20 protein-coding genes are annotated in these 18,471 nt (G+C 55.0%); 4 read left to right on the plus strand and 16 right to left on the minus strand.

All coding sequences use genetic code 11. The features are described from left to right. Position 1: 1 nt before the first annotated feature. Positions 2-988, minus strand: coding sequence for a tetratricopeptide repeat protein (locus M2120_RS02995; RefSeq protein ID WP_280797236.1), 987 nt, complete (start codon positions 986-988; stop codon positions 2-4). Continuing rightward, positions 988-2,772 (minus strand): hypothetical protein, encoded by a 1,785-nt coding sequence (locus tag M2120_RS03000; protein ID WP_280797237.1) that lies wholly within the window; start codon positions 2,770-2,772, stop codon positions 988-990. The genes M2120_RS02995 and M2120_RS03000 overlap by 1 nt, the downstream gene beginning before the upstream one ends. 200 nt (positions 2,773-2,972) lie before the next feature. Between M2120_RS03000 and M2120_RS03005 the strand changes: the two genes are divergently transcribed. Continuing rightward, complete coding sequence (locus M2120_RS03005; RefSeq protein WP_280797238.1) at positions 2,973-4,070, plus strand: DivIVA domain-containing protein; 1,098 nt, start codon at positions 2,973-2,975, stop codon at positions 4,068-4,070. Positions 4,071-4,080: 10 nt separating this feature from the next. Next, positions 4,081-5,130 (plus strand): AI-2E family transporter, encoded by a 1,050-nt coding sequence (locus M2120_RS03010; protein ID WP_280797239.1) that lies wholly within the window; start codon positions 4,081-4,083, stop codon positions 5,128-5,130. A 20-nt stretch (positions 5,131-5,150) separates the two neighbouring features. On the opposite strand, the gene M2120_RS03015 is transcribed toward M2120_RS03010, so the two are convergent. From M2120_RS03015 to rpsB, 9 genes are all read right to left on the minus strand, one after another. Beyond that, positions 5,151-5,888 carry an alpha/beta hydrolase gene (locus tag M2120_RS03015; protein WP_280797240.1) on the minus strand — a complete coding sequence of 246 codons (738 nt, stop codon included), beginning with the start codon at positions 5,886-5,888 and terminating at the stop codon, positions 5,151-5,153. 2 nt (positions 5,889-5,890) lie between these two features. Next, the gene (locus M2120_RS03020; protein ID WP_280797241.1) at positions 5,891-6,181 is read right to left on the minus strand and encodes a hypothetical protein; all 291 of its coding nucleotides are present in this window, start codon (positions 6,179-6,181) and stop codon (positions 5,891-5,893) included. Continuing rightward, positions 6,181-6,879 carry a lytic transglycosylase domain-containing protein gene (locus M2120_RS03025; protein ID WP_280797242.1) on the minus strand — a complete coding sequence of 233 codons (699 nt, stop codon included), beginning with the start codon at positions 6,877-6,879 and terminating at the stop codon, positions 6,181-6,183. Before M2120_RS03025 ends, M2120_RS03020 begins: the two co-directional genes overlap by 1 nt. A 63-nt stretch (positions 6,880-6,942) precedes the next feature. Continuing rightward, complete coding sequence (locus tag M2120_RS03030) at positions 6,943-7,494, minus strand: DivIVA domain-containing protein (RefSeq protein ID WP_280797243.1); 552 nt, start codon at positions 7,492-7,494, stop codon at positions 6,943-6,945. A gap of 37 nt (positions 7,495-7,531) precedes the next feature. Beyond that, on the minus strand, positions 7,532-8,506 hold the full coding sequence (locus M2120_RS03035) for a phosphatidate cytidylyltransferase (protein ID WP_280797244.1): 975 nt from the start codon (positions 8,504-8,506) through the stop codon (positions 7,532-7,534). A 21-nt stretch (positions 8,507-8,527) separates the two neighbouring features. Beyond that, entirely contained in the window at positions 8,528-9,082 is a 555-nt protein-coding gene (gene frr / locus M2120_RS03040) for a ribosome recycling factor (RefSeq protein WP_280797245.1), read from the minus strand. A gap of 36 nt (positions 9,083-9,118) precedes the next feature. Next, positions 9,119-9,832 carry a UMP kinase gene (pyrH, locus tag M2120_RS03045; RefSeq protein ID WP_280797246.1) on the minus strand — a complete coding sequence of 238 codons (714 nt, stop codon included), beginning with the start codon at positions 9,830-9,832 and terminating at the stop codon, positions 9,119-9,121. Positions 9,833-9,963: 131 nt separating this feature from the next. Then, positions 9,964-10,791, minus strand: coding sequence for a translation elongation factor Ts (tsf, locus tag M2120_RS03050; RefSeq protein ID WP_280797247.1), 828 nt, complete (start codon positions 10,789-10,791; stop codon positions 9,964-9,966). A gap of 36 nt (positions 10,792-10,827) precedes the next feature. Beyond that, positions 10,828-11,742, minus strand: coding sequence for a 30S ribosomal protein S2 (gene rpsB, locus M2120_RS03055; RefSeq protein WP_280797248.1), 915 nt, complete (start codon positions 11,740-11,742; stop codon positions 10,828-10,830). Positions 11,743-11,958: 216 nt separating this feature from the next. Here rpsB and M2120_RS03060 point away from each other — a divergent pair, with 216 nt between their 5' ends. Together M2120_RS03060 and M2120_RS03065 are read left to right on the plus strand one after the other, a co-directional pair. Then, positions 11,959-13,554: an MFS transporter gene (locus M2120_RS03060; protein ID WP_280797249.1), complete on the plus strand. Its 1,596-nt coding sequence runs from the start codon at positions 11,959-11,961 to the stop codon at positions 13,552-13,554. Positions 13,555-13,622: 68 nt separating this feature from the next. Beyond that, on the plus strand, positions 13,623-14,129 hold the full coding sequence (locus M2120_RS03065; RefSeq protein WP_280797250.1) for a M23 family metallopeptidase: 507 nt from the start codon (positions 13,623-13,625) through the stop codon (positions 14,127-14,129). Here M2120_RS03065 and M2120_RS03070 read toward each other — a convergent pair whose 3' ends face one another. From M2120_RS03070 to M2120_RS03090, 5 genes are read right to left on the minus strand one after another with little or no spacing between them, the layout of a single operon-like run. Continuing rightward, positions 14,130-14,549, minus strand: coding sequence for a tetratricopeptide repeat protein (locus tag M2120_RS03070; protein ID WP_280797251.1), 420 nt, complete (start codon positions 14,547-14,549; stop codon positions 14,130-14,132). Positions 14,550-14,584: 35 nt separating this feature from the next. Beyond that, positions 14,585-15,307 (minus strand): 4-hydroxy-tetrahydrodipicolinate reductase, encoded by a 723-nt coding sequence (gene dapB, locus M2120_RS03075; RefSeq protein WP_280797252.1) that lies wholly within the window; start codon positions 15,305-15,307, stop codon positions 14,585-14,587. Between the two features lie 9 nt (positions 15,308-15,316). Then, complete coding sequence (locus tag M2120_RS03080) at positions 15,317-15,919, minus strand: histidine phosphatase family protein (protein ID WP_280797253.1); 603 nt, start codon at positions 15,917-15,919, stop codon at positions 15,317-15,319. Positions 15,920-15,922: 3 nt separating this feature from the next. Next, entirely contained in the window at positions 15,923-17,305 is a 1,383-nt protein-coding gene (locus M2120_RS03085; protein ID WP_280797254.1) for a M16 family metallopeptidase, read from the minus strand. Positions 17,306-17,350: 45 nt separating this feature from the next. After that, positions 17,351-18,364 (minus strand): aldo/keto reductase, encoded by a 1,014-nt coding sequence (locus M2120_RS03090; protein WP_280797255.1) that lies wholly within the window; start codon positions 18,362-18,364, stop codon positions 17,351-17,353. Positions 18,365-18,471: the final 107 nt, after the last annotated feature.

Here is an 18,471-nt window from a genome sequence, read left to right on the forward strand (position 1 = left end):
GCTAGTAAAGCAGGTTTGTCAGCCGCATACGTGCAGCGTTGACGGCAGGGTCAGTTACACCGACGACCTCGAAGAGGTCTAACAGGCGTGCACGAACAGTGTTCTTGCCGTCCTGATCAAGTTTGGGAAAGAGCACCAAGAGTCGGTCAAAGGCATCTTCGACGTGGCCTCCGGAAACATCCAAGTCAGCAACGTCGAGCTGCTGCTCTAAACCGTCAGGGTTGGCAGCAGCGGCAGCACGAATATCTGCCATTGCTTTGCCTTGGAGGCGATAAAGCAGTGAAATCTGTGCCAGGCCAGCTTTGGCATCAGCATCTTGCGGGTTTTGCTTGAGTGCCTTTTCCCAGGCCGCAATCGCTGCAGGGTAATCTGCACGCTCGGCAGCATCGAACGCTTCCTGGTGGAGTGGAGGCAGAGCTGGAGCAGGTGGTGCAACGGGAGCACCAACCTCTCCCGCAGGGGCAGCGGCAGGTGCAGCAACGCCCACGACACCGTTTTGAGCTGCCAGTTCGAGTACTTGCTCAAACAGGTTGAAAATATCTGCCTCGCCGGCAACACCCGCAAACAGTGGCAGAGGACGTCCTGCGATCACGGCAGCAGTAGTTGGTGCGGTTTGAACCTGGAATGCCTGGGTCAGTCCTGGGTTTTCTACCGCGTTCACACGAACCAGGATCAGGCGTCCCTCAAATGCCAGAACAAGCTTTTCCAGAATGGGGGAAAGCTCAGCACATTGGGGGGCTTCTTCTGCCCAGAGGTCCACGATCACAGGAACTTGATTAGACAGGTCCAAAATCGCGGTGAAGTTCGCGTCTGTTCCCTCTAGCACCAGCTGAGGAACAGGAACTCTCGTTCCGGCAGAAACAGGCGCAGAAGGCTCTCCAGGGGCTCTCGTGCCACCAGCTGTGTTGACCGAGCCCTGTTGCCGGCGATTGACCAGTGAACTGAGATCTACTGCTCCACGCAGATTAGGCAAAGACGGCATGGACATTAGAGACCTCGCGCAGAAATCAGGCCCTGGGTGTAACCCAGGAGACGAATCTTGTCTTTACTACCCAGTGGTGGCACGTAGAACGCGAGCTCCATGCCATAGGTGGATTCGACGCCCGAGGTGGAAGTGCTGATACCGCTGAGGATCTTTGCTTGACCCTCAGGGCTGACAGAAGCACCAGCTTGGGTGGGACGAACGGTTTCGATTTCGTTCAAACTCACCGTCACGATTGCGCCAGAGTCCAATGTTGCCAGGCCTAGTGGTGTTCCCGAGCCTGCATTCTGGCTGAACTCGAGGGAGGCATGTTCAGACACTGAGGCTGCCTTTTGAGCCTTGTAATCTTTACCAACTTGGGTAACCAGGGTGTCAGCAGTGAAATCGAACAGGCCGTAATAGGGGCTGTCAGTTCCCTGCGTCAGCACAGAACCGTATGCCGCTGAGAGCTGGTCTGGGGAGATCAGTAGCAGCTTTGAATCTGGCGGAACCAACGCCGATCCCACGTTCGCAGGTGCAACGGTGGGCACGGTGGCATTGGGCTCTAAGGTCACCATGTATTCCACGTGATAGTTATCACGAGGTGAATTCTGAATCATCATCAGACCCATGGTGGGAACCGACGGGTCATTCTCATTCTGAACAACGGCAATGACCTGGCGAGGCCAGGTGGCCGTTGCCTGAGGCATGGTGAATGTAATCGGTGAAGCAGCAAGCTTGGGAAGTGATGCTACTGATCCATCTGCTTTACGAATGGAATAGTTCGCTGCGCGGATCTCCTGGGCTGGGCCAATCAATCGCGTTCCCGACAGCGCGGCATCCAGCGTCTCATCTGCCGTGGTGACGGTTTCTGAGATGCGGCTCAAAATACGCTGCAGCTGACGCTCAGACACCGCTGGTGGCTGTCCATCAATTTCTACCGACTGCGTTGCAGTGGGGGTTGGTTCGACCACACCTTGGCCTGAGTTGTAGGGACTACACGAGCTCAGACCCAGGGTGAGCGCCCCGGCAAGGCCGAGAGCAATAAAACTGGAACCGCGGGTAATTCCACGGCGGCCCTTCGGCAGTGCACTCACCAAAGAAGAGGGCTTCGGCATGCTCAGTGCACGAGGCTTAGGTGGCTTGGGGAGGCGACCGCGGCGACGTGGACCTTGAGAGTTGCGGTCGTGGCGCAATGCCCACAAATACAGAATCAAACCAATCAAAGCCAGGATTCCACCGCCGATGATGAAACCAGTGGCGAAAGGAATACGGCTGGGAAGAGGCCACGAGATAGTTACGTTGCCTGGAGCATTGGTTTTTCCATCAGCGGCGATGATGGCTGACATGTCCTTATCTAAGAAGGTAGCCAATGTCGCGGTCGACTTACCGGCCTTCTCCCCCAGCCACAAGTCACTGCCTTCAGGAGTGACAATGGTGGCTTCTGTCAGTGCCGGAGTCTCCTTGGGAGTTTCTTCGGTGACATGAGTAGTTCCCTCACCAAAGACGAAGTCACTCTTCTTGGTTGAATACTTCAAAACGTCATAGTCATCGGCACCAATCCAGGCAGCCACATCTTCACTACGACCAAAGCCGACAAATGTTGCCTTGGTTCCCGAGACAGTAATGATGGGGTTTGTGCCGTGCAAGGTCAGAGTCTTGCCGTCAATGACCATGTAGGGAGCATTGGTATCCACCGTGGTGGTGAGGGTGGTGTATTCGTCGCCAGCAAAGAACACTTTCTGGACAACACCCACACCCAGCAAAACTGCAGCCACGGCAAACACACCAATGGCAATTAGGAACCGCACGATTATCTCCTCCACGTATTCCGCGAGACATCAGATTGTTACGTCGACGCGTCACGTTAAGTCAGTAATAAAGATACCCGAAAGCACGATGACAAACCTGAGAGGGGCCTCAACCCCTCTCCCGTCCTGCGCGATGGAGCACAGCTAGGTAGACTCACACAGTTGGAAATCCCCCAAGACGGGGCCTATGGAGGTCAACGGTGGCATCGGAAGAATCGTTTTCTCGCGTCCTGCGCGGATACGACCCCGCTGAGGTTGATCCCCTCATTCAAAAGCTTCGCCGTGAGTTACTCAGTGCGAAATCTTTACACGACGACTCCATCGCTCAACTCAAGCAAATAGAGGCACGTCTAGCCGAGCTGGAACTTGAATCAGATGTGAAGGCTTCCCCCACTGTTGAAGGATTGAGCACCGCACTGAATAACAAGCTCAAGAAAGCAGACAAACTCGCTGCTGAGATTGTTCGAAGAGCAGAAAGCGATGCGTTGCTCATTCGTTCAGCTGCAGAAAAAACTGCTAACAAATTCGTTGACGCGGCACGAGAAGGATTTGAGCAGGCACGTGCCGAAGCACAACAACTCTCTGAACAACTTGCTACCCAAGCTCGGGAAGAAGCACAGAGAATTCTTACCGAAGCCCGTGCCGCAGCTGAAAACATAGTTGCCGCAGGCCACAGTGACGCGCTGCAATTACGAGGTGAAGCGTCCACCATCGCAGCGAACCTTCGCGCCGAGAGCCACAACGAAATTGCCCGACTCAAAGCAGATGCCCAGCGAGAAATAGAAGAGCTGAAGTTGGTGCTCACGTCACAAACCAACCCTGAAATCTCAGTCAACGACAAAATTATGAGCATTCTCAAACTGAATGCGGACGGTGCTGCGATTCGTGCAGAGATGGAAGCAGAGCTTCAAATTCGGCACCAAGAATCCGTGCTGCAAACTGAGAAGTACGTTGGTGCTGCTGAAGCACAGCTAGCTACTGCTCGGACCCGTCAACGCGCTATTGAATCAGAGTGCGAACGACTTGAGGCAACGGCGACCGAAGAAGCGAAACGTATCGTTGAACAGGCCCGTCAAAAGGCAGCTGTCGAGCTCGACAGTGCACAAAAACTCGCGCGCAAAAAAATTAACGACGCCGAGAAGTATGTTGCGGCCGTTATTTCGTCTATCTACTCCCAAATTGATGGCCTCCACGTGGAGCGGGAAGCCGTCGCTTCGTTCTTTGACGCGCTACGGTTGGAGTTAGAACACAGCTTGGGCAAATCTTCGCCTCAGAAGAAGCTGACTACCAAACGTTAAGGAGTACCCGATGAGAATCCAGAATGCATTCCGCGCTGGTTTGATCGGTAGCTTGGGCGTCGGCCTGGGTATCGTGTTGATGACGGCAGTTCAGTCCCTCGCCACGGTTCTCACCTACATCTTTATTGCCCTCTTCCTTTCGTTGGGCCTTGACCCTGCCGTGAAATGGCTCACCGCAAAAGGCCTGCCCAAGTGGGCTGCCATCCTCACCGTGGTGATCATTGTTGTCGGTGCCTTCGTGGCCATCTTGGTCGCGGTTGTGCCCATGATGGTCGATCAGATTATCTCGCTGTGGAATACCTTGCCGAAGGAAATTACGACGCTGAAAACACAGGACTGGATTGCCTATATTCAAAAGCAATTCGGCAGCGTAATTGATGTCAACCAGGTCATTACCGAAGTGGGCAAGTTCTTTGGAGATCCCGCAAACATTGGCAAGATTGCTGGTGGTGCACTCGCAGTTGGTGTTGGCGTTGCTAACGCTCTGACGGGCACGCTAATCGTAGTTATCTTGACTCTGTACTTCACCGCGTCTTTGCAAACCATCAAGGACACCGCTTACTCTCTGGTTCCTCTGAGCAAGCGTCAGAAGTTCGTTGAAATGAGCGAAGAGATTACCGGCGGTGTGGGTAAGTATGTTGTGGGCCAAATCTCTTTGGCAGCGTTGAACGGTATTTTGGCATTCATCATGCTGACCCTCATTGGCGGAAAGCAAGTCATGCTCTTTGCCTTCCTGGCTTTCTTGTTCGCATTGATCCCACTCATTGGTACTGTGATGGCGTCCATCATTGTGACCCTGGGTCAGCTCGTTCTCGCCGATTCACAGGTTGCCATCATCATCGGCATCTACTTCCTGATTTATATGCAGGTTGAGGCGTATGTCTTCAGCCCCAAGATCATGAACAAGGCAATCTCAATCCCCGGTTCCATTGTGGTGATTGCCGCACTGGCTGGTGGAACGCTGATGGGCATCTTGGGTGCACTGGTGGCAATCCCCATCGCAGCATCCATTGTGCTGATTATCAAAGAAGTGGTCATACCGGCCCAAAACGAGGCCTAGTACTCCCGCGTCAGGAGTACTTAGTCGCTGGAGCCTGCGACAGGACCATCCCACCATTCCGGTAGGGGTACTGCAGCAGGATTCACGCGTTCAACAATCTCGTTAAGCACACGCTTGGTTTGGTTTTCCCCCACCCACAGGTGCTTGCCGCCCTCCACCTCGACAATGTCAATGTGTGAAACAGAAGAGAAACGCTCGCGCGCTTCGGGGCCCTGCAGATAATCATCCAGCTCAGGCACGAGAGCGATGAGTTGACGATGATCGCCATCCCAGGCAGCAACCTCTTCGGGGGTTGCCCGGTGGAGCGGCGGCGAGAGCAAAATGGCTCCCACAATGGCGTGCTCTCGCCCATACTTCAACGCCAGTTCTGTCCCGAAAGACCAGCCCACCAACCAGGGGTTGGGCAATCCACGTGCGGCGACAAAATCCATAGCTGCCGCAACATCAGCTTGTTCCGTGATGCCGTGACCAAACTCTCCGTGGCTGTGTCCACGAGCAGACTTTGTGCCACGGGTATTGAATCGCAACACCGCGATGTTCGCCAGTGCAGGTAATCGACCTGCTGCCTTGCGCAGGATGTGGGAGTCCATGAAACCGCCGGCAGTAGGCAGGGGGTGCAACGTCACCAGCGTGGCAACAGGAGCACCATCGAGCGGCATCGCCAGCTCACCCACGAGCGTTAGCCCGTCGCTGGTGTGAAGTTCAATCTCTTCACGGTGTGCAGGCAGGTTAATCCCACCACGAATTTCAGTACTCACGTTTAGCTCATCCTCCAACAGGCTTCGTGCCAGTGACGACGTGCCTCAACATCAGCAAGATCGCCCAGAATGCCATCATTACGCCATGCCACCAGGTGTGAGACACCTGGAGCGATCTCGAGCGAGCATCCCGGACAGGTGTAGGACTTAGCCGCATTGAGGGCAGAAATAGGCTGAACGGTCCATTCGCGTCCCTTGCGGACTTCCGTGCGTCGCCAGCCTGTGGTCAGTCTCTCCACATCCAGCGGCTCGTAGTCAGCGTCACGTTTGCGCGAACGATTGTTGCGTGCCATTAGTACCAGTGAACAGCTTCAGAGTGCGCCCACGCACCACAGGGTGAACCGTAACGACCCTCGATGTATCGAAGACCCCACTCAATCTGTGTAGCGGGGTTGGTCTGCCAGTCATCAGCCACGGTTGCCATCTTTTCACCAGGCAAAGCCTGCGGAATACCGTAAGCACCACTGCCGGTGTTGTGGGCATAGACGTTCCAGTGAGACTCGCGGTTCCACAGCGCCACCAGACAGTCGTATTGATCCATACCCCAGCCACGTGCCTTCACAGCGGCAAGACCGAGTGCCTGAGCAGTGTCGGGATCGGGAACACCTGCAGCGGGGGCAGAGGCAGAAGCCTTCGCAGCCGAACGCGCAGAAACAGTCACACCATCACGTCCGGCAGCTGTGGTGTAAGTGCCAGAAAGGGTTACTTCTTGACCATCGGGGGCAACGATAGTTGCGGGGATGTAATACGGAGAAGCAACAGCACCTGAATAGGGGTCAACGACGTTGACGAGCAAGACACCCACCGTGATGAGGAAGGCAGAAGAAAACAGGCTAAATGAGCGCTGCGAAGGGAACAAACTGGGTACGACAAGACGAGGACGAACAACAGAGCTGGCTGCGAGACGCACCTTGCCCTTGTTCGCGGTTTCTCGTAACGAGGCAACGACAGTCTGTGCTGGCGTGCTGGTTACATCTGAATGTCTACCCACAGTTCTCTGATTTTAGCCCAGAAGCCTGTGAATCAGCCACCAGAGTGGCTCTGAACAGGGGTTTTAGTTGTTTCCGAGGGACAGAAGTAAGTCGATCAGTGCGTCCAGCACCGCATCCACTTGAGCTTCGTCATACCCGCCACGGGCCGCACGGAAGGTCACCGAGCGCACATCAGCAACGCTGAGTGGCTCTCCTGAAAGCAAATAGGCATTCACGCGCTCAGCAAATGCATCAACATCTTTGACGGCATATCCCTGAGTGAGGAAACCCACTCGAGAGAAACGATGCTTGGGCTCACGTGAGAAACGAGCGGTGAGCACAGCTGCACTCTGACTTGCTTGTTCCAGTAGTGCCGCCTCACCAATAGTTGCCAACGCAACGGCACGCTCACGCTCAGCAAACGCGGTCTCTAGGCGCTCCAGCGCGCCATCGACGTGACGGGTTGAGTAGCCACCCTTGTGCAGGGAGAAGGAGGTGTCGCGAATAGCGCGAGAAGTGAGGGAGGTGGCTCCAGCGATATTACTGTCATAGGCAACGCGGGCTTCAGCAATGAAGGCATCAACCTCAGCGGTGTTGTAACCACGGGTGCCGCGCTTCACGCGGGGAAAAGACATACTCACAGAACTTATTGTTTCAGAAGATGTTCAAGACTTAGTGCACGACGAGGATATAGATCAGGTATGTCACTAAAGCAGAGGGAAGAATCGAGTCCAGACGATCCAAGAATCCACCGTGACCAGCAAGCCAGGAGCTCATGTCCTTGACTCCGATGGTGCGCTTGATGTGGGACTCTCCGAGATCACCCAAGGTGGCCGTGACCAAGATGATGGGCCCCATGATCAACCCGAACCACCAGGGTTGACCAATCATGAACATGCTCAATAAGATTCCAGCAATAATGGCTGCCAGTCCCGCGCCAGCAAAACCTTCCCACGTCTTCTTAGGACTGATCTTGGGCGCCATCGGGTGCTTGCCGAAGTTCAAACCGCTGACATAGGCACCGGTGTCGACAGAAACCACCATGATCAAGAAGGCCAAGGTCCACCACTGACCGTTGGGCTCGGCAACGAGCGCAACAGCAAAGCTACCCAAACCCGTGACATAAGCCTGCACGAAGGCAGCTGCCTGTGCGTCCTTGACCAAGCTGACGTCAGCAGTGGCGTGATAGCCGCGCTTGATATCAAACCAACGCCACAGCACCACAACGATTGTGCCAAGAGCGGCGAAAGCCAGTGCTGCCAGTGCGCCAAAGTAATAGGCAATCGGAACTGCTGCCACAGCCACCACACCTGTGGGAATGCGTGGAACCCTGCGCCCCATGGCCTGGAGTGCAGTAGCTAACTCAACCGAGGAAATACCCAGCAGTACTGCCGCAAAGAGCATGAATAGGTCTTTATTGACCAACAAGCTCAGCAGTAATAGTCCCCCGAGGACAATGCCGATACCGATGGCGCCGAGAAGGTTACGCCCAGACTTTTGCTTAATGCGTTCATTAGTCTTTTCGAACTGCATTCGCCGGGCTTCGAGCTGACGCTCGAAGTCTGCACGAGTGGCACGAAACTGCGCATGCAGTTCACCAGCAGGATTTCTCCTGCTGTGCTCATCTCGATGGGGATTCTCGTTCATGCCTGGGCCCAGAGATGGGGGCTAAACCTTGAGAAGTTCAGCTTCCTTGTGCTTGAGGGCGTCATCGATAGCGTCTACAAACTTCTTCGTGATCGCTTCGAGTTCTTTTTCTCCACGTGCACGTTCGTCATCGCCGAGCTCACCCTTGAAGGCATCAATGCCGTCCTTGGCACTACGGCGAATGTTACGCAGGGAAACCTTGGCGTCTTCAGCTTTTGCCTTAACGATCTTGACGTATTCCTTACGACGCTCTTCAGTGAGCTCGGGCATGGTGACGCGAATCACGTTGCCGTCGTTGGTGGGGTTAGCGTCCAGGTTGGGCACGTCGCGGATTGCCTGCTCAATGTCGCGCAGTGCGCTCTTGTCGAACGGGGTGATCAGCAAGGTGCGAGCCTCAGGGTTCTGCATCGAGGCAAGCTGAGCCAGCGGTGTGGGGGTTCCGTAGTAAGTCACCATGACCTTCTGGAACATTGCGGGGTTGGCGCGACCCGTGCGCACGTTAGAGAAATCTTCTTTGGCTACTTCAACAGCCTTGGCCATACGCTCTGAGGCATCTGATAGTACTTCCGCAATCACGGTAACTCCTTGAAATTTGGTGCGATGGTCTTCAGTCTAGTTGGTGACCAGTGTGCCGATCTTTTCGCCCAAGATGGCCTTAGTGATGTTGCCGGAAGGCTCCATACCGAACACGCGCATAGGCATCTTGTTATCCATGCACAGGCTGAATGCGGTCGAGTCAACCACCTTGAGGCCACGCTTGAGGGCATCGCGGAAGGTGACCGACTCCAGCTTTTCTGCACTGGGGTCCGTCTTGGGGTCTGCGGTGTAGACGCCGTCAACACCGTTCTTGGCAACGAGCACCTCATCGGCGTGAATTTCAAGTGCGCGCTGAGCGGAGACGGTGTCGGTAGAGAAGAAGGGTAGACCTGCACCAGCACCGAAGACGACCACGCGGCCCTTCTCCAGGTGACGGATTGCACGAAGTGGCAGGTAAGGCTCAGCAACCTGGCTCATGGCAATGGCTGACTGCACGCGGGTGGCAGCACCTGCCTGCTCGAGGAAGTCCTGCAGAGCAAGAGCGTTCATGACGGTGCCGAGCATACCCATGTAGTCGGCACGTGCACGATCCATACCGCGCTGAGACAGCTCAGCACCGCGGAAGAAGTTTCCACCACCGACGACGACGGCAATGTCGACATCCTTCGATGCCGCCGCAATCTCGCGAGCAATCGCGCTGACCACGTCGGGGTTGACACCGAGTCCACCACCACCGAATGCCTCACCCGAAAGCTTGAGTAGAACGCGACGGCGGGTGTTTGTCGGCATGAGTTTCCTTATCTAAAAGCAGTGGCGCTAGAACTAATTTACTGGGTGCATGGCATGAGCTGATACCCACCACACATGAAAGAAGCCCGATCCATAGTGGACCGGGCTTCTTTACGAGATAACCGAAACGACTATGCGCCAACCTTGAAACGAGCGAAGCCCGTCACGGTGATGCCAGCGTTCTCGAGAACCTGCTGAACCTTGAACTTGTTGTCGCGAGAGTATTCCTGCTCCAGCAGAGCAATCTGCTTAATGTAGGCAGTGATACGACCGTCAACGATCTTCTCCAGCTGTGCTTCGGGCTTGCCCTCGTTACGGCTGATTTCGGTAACGATTGCGCGCTCCTTCTCGATGTCCTCTGCAGGAACATCTTCGCGGCTGAGGTACACAGGGTCAGCGAAGGAGATGTGCTGTGCAATTGCACGAGCAGTCTCAGCGTCATCACCGGTGTAAGCAACAACAACACCAACCTGTGGAGGAAGGTCCTGGCTGGTCTGGTGCAGGTAGATGGAGAACTTGTCACCGCTGAATGAAGCCAGACGACGAAGTTCGATCTTTTCGCCCAGGATTGCTGCCTCATCTGCGATGAGCTCAGCAACAGACTGTGAACCTGCAGGAGCGGCAAGTGCTGCCTCAACAGAGGTTGCACCAGCAGCGGATACTGCATCGAGAACCTTCGCTGCGAGTGCAACGAACTTGTCACCCTTAGCCACGAAGTCGGTCTCGCAAGCGAGCTCGATCATGGTTGCGGTGCCGTTCTCCTCCTTGGCAGCAACGAGGCCTTCGCTGGTGGAGCGGTCGGCACGCTTCGCGTTACCCTTTGCTCCCTTGAGGCGGAGGATTTCAGTTGCCTTCTCCAAGTCACCGTTAGCTTCGGTGAGAGCGTTCTTGGTGTCGACCATGCCGGTGCCGAGGCGCTCGCGCAGAGTCTTGAGGTCTTCCATGCTGAATGATGCCATGGTTGTATCTCCTTTAGAGGGATAGAAAGTGGAAAATTACTCTGCTGCGGGCTTCTTGGCAGCAGGCTTCTTAGCTGGAGCCTTCTTAGCAGCAGGCTTCTCAGCAGCAGCCTCAGCTACTACCTCTTCAGCAACAGCTTCTGCAACTGCCTCAACGACAGCAGCTTCAACAGCTACCTCAGCAGCAGGTGCGCCAGCCTCGAGGAGTTCGCGCTCCCACTCAGCCAGTGGCTCAGCAGCGTCGCCCTCAGCAGGCTTCTGGTGACGCTGAATCAGACCCTCAGCAACAGCATCTGCGATAACGCGAGTGAGCAGTCCAACAGAGCGGATTGCGTCATCGTTACCAGGGATGGGGTAGGTCATCTCGTCTGGGTCACAGTTGGTGTCGAGGATACCGATAACGGGGATACCAAGCTTCTTAGCCTCCTGGATTGCCAGGTGCTCCTTCTTGGTGTCAACTACCCAGATAGCGGATGGGGTCTTGGTAAGGTTGCGGATACCACCGAGGCTCTTGTGGAGCTTGTCGAGTTCACGCTTCTTGATCAGAAGTTCCTTCTTGGTGAAGCCACTCTTAGTGGTGTCTTCGAAGTCGAGCTCTTCGAGCTCCTTCATACGTGCGAGGCGCTTACCAACGGTGTTGAAGTTGGTGAGGAGGCCACCGAGCCAACGCTGGTTGACGTAAGGCTGACCTACGCGAGTTGCCTGCTCGAGGATTGCTTCCTGAGCCTGCTTCTTGGTTCCAACGAAGAGGATGGTTCCACCGTGAGCAACAGTCTCCTTGACGAAGTCGTATGCATTGTCGATGTGAGCCAGCGACTGCTGGAGGTCGATGATGTGGATACCGGAACGCTCAGCAAGAACGAAACGCTTTACTTTAGGGTTCCAACGACGGGTCTGGTGACCAAAGTGAACGCCGCTGTCGAGCAGCTGGCGGATTGTTACGACGGCCATGGCCATCTCCTTTTCTTGGCATGTTTTGTGCACAGCACAACACACACCGCTTGCGGTTTTGTCGCGAGGACCGGTTGGTTCTCGCCCTAGTGCCCGATGCAATTCCCGCGAGAATGATTACTCATACTCGACCGTTGGGTTTTGTCATACGTGTTGGGCACGCGAAGTCACTCCATAAATGAAGTGCCTGACCAGCATAACAGGCACAATAGGGGTATGGCATCTTCAGCGACAGTCGCACTTCCTCCGAGTACCTCTCCCAAGAACGCAGGTTTGGTGCTCACTGCGCTGATTCTCGGTGCGGGTGTAGCGAACATGAACCTTGCAGTGGCCAACGTAGGCCTGCCCGACATCGGTCGCGACCTGGGCGCTTCACAGGCAGGGCTGAACATTGTTGCTGCCGGCTTCTCACTTGGCCTTGCCTCTACTGTTCTCTACTTAGGTGCCCTGGGAGACCGTTACGGCCGCAAAATGATGCTGATGATGGGCTTGATCATTGGTGTTCCTGCAGCGTTTATGTCGGCACTCTCCCCCAATATTGAAATGTTGGCAGCCTCTCGTTTGATTGGTGGTTTTGCGGCAGGTATGGCTTACCCCACCACCTTGGCGCTGATTACTGCGCTGTGGTCAGGTCCTGCTCGCACACGAGCAATCGCACTGTGGTCAGCCATTGGTGCCGCAATGTCGGCATCCTCCACCTTGCTTGCCGGCGCTGTGCTCATGATTTTGCCCTGGGGATACTCTTTCCTCATTGCCGTTCCCTTTGCCGTGGTGGCAATTGTGTTGGTTTGGAAGCTTGTTCCCGCGCACGTCAACGAAACCAAGGACAAGGTTGATCACCTTGGTGGTGTGCTCTCCGGACTCTTTGTGGGAACACTTGTGCTGGGCATCAACTACATTGCTCTGGATGGCCAAAGAGATATTGCGGTGGCTTTACTGGGTGGTTCTGCCGTCACAGGCTTCTTGTTCTTTTGGCGCCAAAAGCGAGTCGGCGAACCGCTTTTCGATCTGAAATATGCCGCTCGCCCACCGTTTTGGGTGGCTGCAGTTTCCGGCATCATTGTCTTTGGCTCTTTGATGGGGGCGATGTTTGTTGGTCAACAGTTCCTGCAGAACGTCTTGGGATACAACACCTTAGAGGCAGGAGCAGCTATCTTGCCCTGTGCGATCACCATGGTGATCGTGGCTCCGTTCTCCAGCACACTCATTGAAAAGCGTGGGTCTCGCATCACTCTCCTGCTGGGCTTCATTGTCTGCATGGCAGGCTTCATGGTGATGCTGTTTGGCTGGAACATCCACACTCCCCTCGGCATGGTGGCACTGAGCTATGTGCTCATTGGTGCTGGTGTGGGCTTCGCCGGAACACCAGCCAGCCATGCCCTGACCGACTCTGTGCCCGTCACCAAGGTGGGCATGGCCTCGGGAACTGGTGACCTCCAGCGTGACCTGGGTGGCTCCATCATGCAGTCTTTGCTCGGAGCAATTCTGGGTGCAGGCTACGCAGCAGCTATTTCTCGCTCAATTTCTGCAGCTCCTGCAGCAACCCAGGCAGAAATCACAACAAGTATTGGTGACACTCTGCGGAAGTCGTTTGGTAGTGCTGAAGATCTTGCTTCCAAATACCCCGACTACAGTCAAGCAATTATGGAAGCTGCTAAACAGTCCTTCCTCGACGGAGCGAACTGGGCCTATGCCTCCGGCATTTTTGTCATGCTGATCGGCATGTTCATCACGTTCTTTTTCTTCCCCAAGAAGAACAAAGAGCGTGAACTCTATGCCGAATATGCCAAGCAGTCCTCCACAGTTCACTAAGAAGTTCGTTTTCCACTTCTAAGCCAACGAGCTCCTCGTAGTGCTGAATTCACCGCATGCTCTGAACCATGTGGGGATTTCAGAACAACACCATCACCAAACTGCTCGCAACGAGTTTGTTCAGCGTGGCATGCATTGTTTCTCTCAATGCCTCCTCCGCACATGCACTGCGTGCAGGCAGTTGGTCCTGGCCGGTTGCAGGTGCTCACACCATTTCTCGCGGCTATGAAGCACCCAGCGTGTTCTATGGACCAGGACATCGCGGCATAGACCTACTCGCTGACGAAGGTCAAGAAATCCTCGCCCCCGCAGATGGTGTGGTTCATTTTGTAGGCACTGTTGTTGATCGAGAACTCATCTCTATAGATCACGGCGTCTTCCTATCCACCTTTGAGCCCGTGACCTCCACGTTGAAAGAGGGTCAAAGTGTTCAACGAGGCGAGGTCATCGGCACCCTCACAACAAGTACCCACTGCGCCTGCCTCCACCTGGGTGCACGGCAGGGAAAAGAGTATCTTTCACCACTTGCCCTGCTGGCATCGATTCCGGCGGCAGTTCTATTGCCATGGGACTAGCTAGGCAGAGTTTGCTTTGTGGAGTGCAATAGCGGTGCGCATGGCAGCCCGTGCACGCTTGCGATCACCTGAGGCGTCATAGGCTAAACCTAGACGACACCATGCACGCCAGCTGGCAGGTTCTGCATCCACTGCCTGGGCATACACCGGAAACTCACTATCGGCATCTGCTCGAATAGGTTTACCGCTGGGTCTGTGAGGTAAGTCTTCACCCGGTAAGGAACCTTCAGATTGCACGATATTGACCAATTTGGTGGAGTTGATTCCGAAGGCAATTTCTCGCCAAAGTCCCCATGCCCCCACCACTGGCAACACAATAAGTGCAACACCCATCACAATTGCCACGGGAACACCCGTGCCAATCATGACCACGCCTTGATATGCAGCTGCCCACAAATACAGCGCTAACAGCGCTGCCATGAGCACGGCTCCTAAGAATGCGCGCACGAAAACTCTCAGAGGTTAATAACGCGGTCGAGACCAACGATTTTGCCCGTGAGACCAGGCAGTGCACGAATAGCAGCCATGATGCCCGCTTCATATGAGCGGTCCGAGAGCGTGGTGTGCGTAATGGTGACGGTCTCACCATTGCCACCAAAGATCACGTCCTGCTTGGCAACGACACCTTCCATGCGCAATGAGTGCACGGGAACGCCCGCCACCAACTGACCACGAGCACGCTGATCAGCGTGAGGAGCCTGAACATCTTGGTCACGAACCTTACCGATGCGCTCAGCAGTGCTGACAGCAGTTCCCGAAGGTGAATCCACCTTGTGAATGCCGTGGGCCTCGATGATCTCGATGGAGTCAAAGTGCTTAGCAGCAAGAGTGGCTAAGTGTGCAGAGAGGGCGGAGCCTAAGGAGAAGTTCGAGATAAAGATCACACCAACTTCAGGGTGTGCTTCGATTAGGGGCTCAACCTGGTTGATGCGCTCGGCAGACCAACCCGAGGTGCCAATCATGATGGACTTGCCGTTCTCCACGGCAAACTCCAACACCTTGCGACTGATGGACGGCAGTGAGACGTCAACAACGATGTCTGCCACGAGCATTTCGCTCAAATCACTCTGCGAACCCAACTGGGCAGCCAGAGTGAAGTCCTCTGATTCAGTAATCAGACGACAAACAAGTGAACCTAGTTTTCCTGAGGCTCCAACGACGGCAACGGATGTAGTCACAAGACAAGTCTAGATTGTGTAGGCGTCAGGAATACCCGTGCGCAGTTCACGTGGCAGGTGACCGAGGTCGTTGTGTGACACAAGCGCCCAAGGGCGTCCAGGTCGTTGCTGCAGCACGGTAATGCCGCAGTGTGCCTGGTTGAGGGTGACCCACTTCCAGGCAGGAGCTCCGAGAGCTTCTCGCACGAACCAGGCAATGACGTTGTTGTGGGTAACAAGTAGATCAGTTTCGCCCTGACGACCAGGGGCTAAGAATTCAGCAACAGCATCTGCCATTTGGGCAGAGCCAGCTTCAATATCAACTTCCGTGACCGAACCAAAGAAGGGATCAAACACGGATGGCGTTTCGTCACTCTTGCCTGAAGGTATGCAATCCATCAGCAAAGCAGAGGGTTCTGTTGATACTCCCTGCATCTGCTCACTCATCACACGAACGGTTTCCCAGGCACGTTCGAGCGGAGAATGCCAGACGTGAGAGAACTCCACATCTGCCAGTCGACGGCCCACAGCTTCAGCTTGAGCAATACCCCTGGGTGAGAGAGGTCCATCAATAACGCCGTGCTCGGCGTCGAGTTGTTCGCCGTGACGAACCAAGATGATGTTGTGTGCCATGAATTACCCCCGTGCAAGAATACGCGATAACGCGGCCTCATCAGCTTGACCGACGGAGACGAGGGAGAGTTTGCCTGCGGCAAGTTCTTTCGCCAGTTCCTGAATACGTTCGATAGTCACAGCGTTCAACAAGGTCAAAGCAGCGTCATAGTCAATGAATTCACCCGAGGAAATCTCCGCTTTACCCAAACGAGACATCCGAGTATCAGTATCTTCAAGGGCCAGCGCAGAACCACCAGCGAGTTGACCCTGTGCACGGCTGAGCTCATCCGCGGTGACACCGTGATCGGCAAGTTTGTGGAATTCAGAAAGCAACAGCTCAGCAACTTCCGGGGCTTTCTTGGGAGAAGTTCCTGCGAAGAGGCCAAAAGCGCCAGCATCTGAATAGGACGAAGCAAAGGAGAACACCGAATAGGCAAGTCCCCTCTTTTCACGGATTTCTTGGAATAAGCGAGATGACATTCCCCCACCCAAGATGGCGTTCATCACGGTCTGAACCACGCGACGCTCATCCGTTGCCACAATTCCCGGAACCCCCAGAATGATGTTGGCTTGCTCAATGGGACGCTCAATCACCTGAAGGGCGGTGCCCTGGGTGATTAGAGCTGGCGTGCGATCACGACGGGCAACCGGTGCGGCCTCCACAGCCAAATCCCACCCTGCAGCTTCCAAGGTTCGCTGAACGTGAGCGACAAGGTGATCGTGATCGAGTGAACCAGCAGCGGTGATCACTAAATCATTAGGGCGGTAGTTTGCGCGGTAGTGCGCCACGACAGCCTCGCGCGTGGCCGCACGAATAGTTTCAGGGTTTCCACCAATTGGACGCCCCAGTGGGTGCTCTCCCAGTACTCCTTCAAAGAAGCGCTCTTGTGCAACATCCGACGGGTCATCCTCGGCCATTGCTAGCTCTTCCAGGATGACATCGCGTTCGGTTTCAAATTCGTCTGGATCAATCACACTCGAGGTGAGCATGTCGCTCATCACCTCGATGGCCATATCTAGATCACTATCGCGAATCTTGGCGTAGTAACAGGTGTATTCCTTGGCAGTGGCAGCGTTGTGCTCACCGCCAACCGAATCGAAGGCGATAGCGATATCGAGTGCTGTGCGCGTAGGCGTTCCCTTGAATAACAAGTGCTCGAGGAAGTGTGTGGAACCCAAGCTTGCCGGATGTGCACTGTGGCCATCATGTGCAGCTTCGGCAGGGAACTCATCCCGTGAACCAACAGCAACCCAGTAACCCAGGGTGACACTGCGTGCACCGGGTACGCGTTCGGTCAGAATGCGCACGCCCGAAGGGAGGACGCTGCGTCGAACAAGGGCATCACCAGAGGCGACAAACTCAAGTTCTGGTTGATCGAGGGGAAAAGCAATGGGGTTATTCATACGGTGCTCAAGCCTAGAGCACACCACCTACTTCGTGATGCGAGATTACGAACGAGTACGCCCAGGCAGCCAGTTTCTGCCCTGTTCAGCAGATGCCCGGTCAAGTTCGGCAATCTGCTGACGGGTCAACACAACCTGTGGTGCGTGCATCAGTGCCTCGAGTTCTCTGATGGACTCCACACCAACAGTGGGAACTCCCACAGCAGGCCTGCCCAGCACCCATGCGAGCGCGATAGTGGAGATATCCACTCCTTGACTCATCGCGATGTTGTCGAGAGTTTTGAGCACATGAGCACCGTGACGACCGCCGTGCTGTGCTGCACGACGAGCACGAGTGTCTGAAGGATTGAATGTCTTGATATTGCGATGACGACCAAGGTAGCCATTAGCCAGCACGAAATAGGGCATGACAGACATTCGCTGGGCAATCGACATCATGGCGATATTGCCTTCCACAATGTCTCGGCGCAGCAGGGAATATTCCAAAGCCACAGCTTCGAATCGTGGCAATCCGCTGCCGGCGGCAATACGAGCTTCCAAGAGTCGATCAGCAGAGAAGTTCGACGCACCGAGAGCACGAACCTTGCCTGCTTGCATCAGTGTTTCAACTGCCGAGAGGCTTTCCTCGAGAGAGACTTGAGGATCTTCTGCGTGAAAATAGAGCAGATCGATGTGATCTGACTGCAGCCGCTCGAGAGATGCTTCAACTGCAGAAATGATGTTCTGGGCAGAAAGCCCTGGGTATTCGGGGTGACGACCCACTTTAGTTGCCACAACAACACTGTTGCGGTTTCCGCGTTCACGCATCCACTTGCCAATGATCTGCTCGGACATTCCAGAGGAATACGAGTCAGAAGTATCCACCAGGTTGCCACCAAGTTCGACGAAACGGTCGAGAAGATCCGTCGAACGACCACTAGGAAGCGTCCACCCGAACACCGCGCCGCCAAGTGCCACGGGATAGACCTCGATGTCTGTTTGGCCGATGAAACGGGCAGGGGCTTCCACCTCAGAGAGGATGTTTTCCCCTGAGGTTAATTCCCCGAAATCTCCTGTCACAACTCTGACGATAGAGCAGAAATGTCACGGCAATGTTACGACAGACCATTGGTCTACCTCTCGGCGGAAATTGTCCCCCGTCAGGGCTTTAAAGTGTCCCCCAGAAA

It is taken from the genome of Aurantimicrobium minutum, from assembly GCF_029893825.1.
GTDB lineage: Bacteria > Actinomycetota > Actinomycetes > Actinomycetales > Microbacteriaceae > Aurantimicrobium > Aurantimicrobium minutum_C.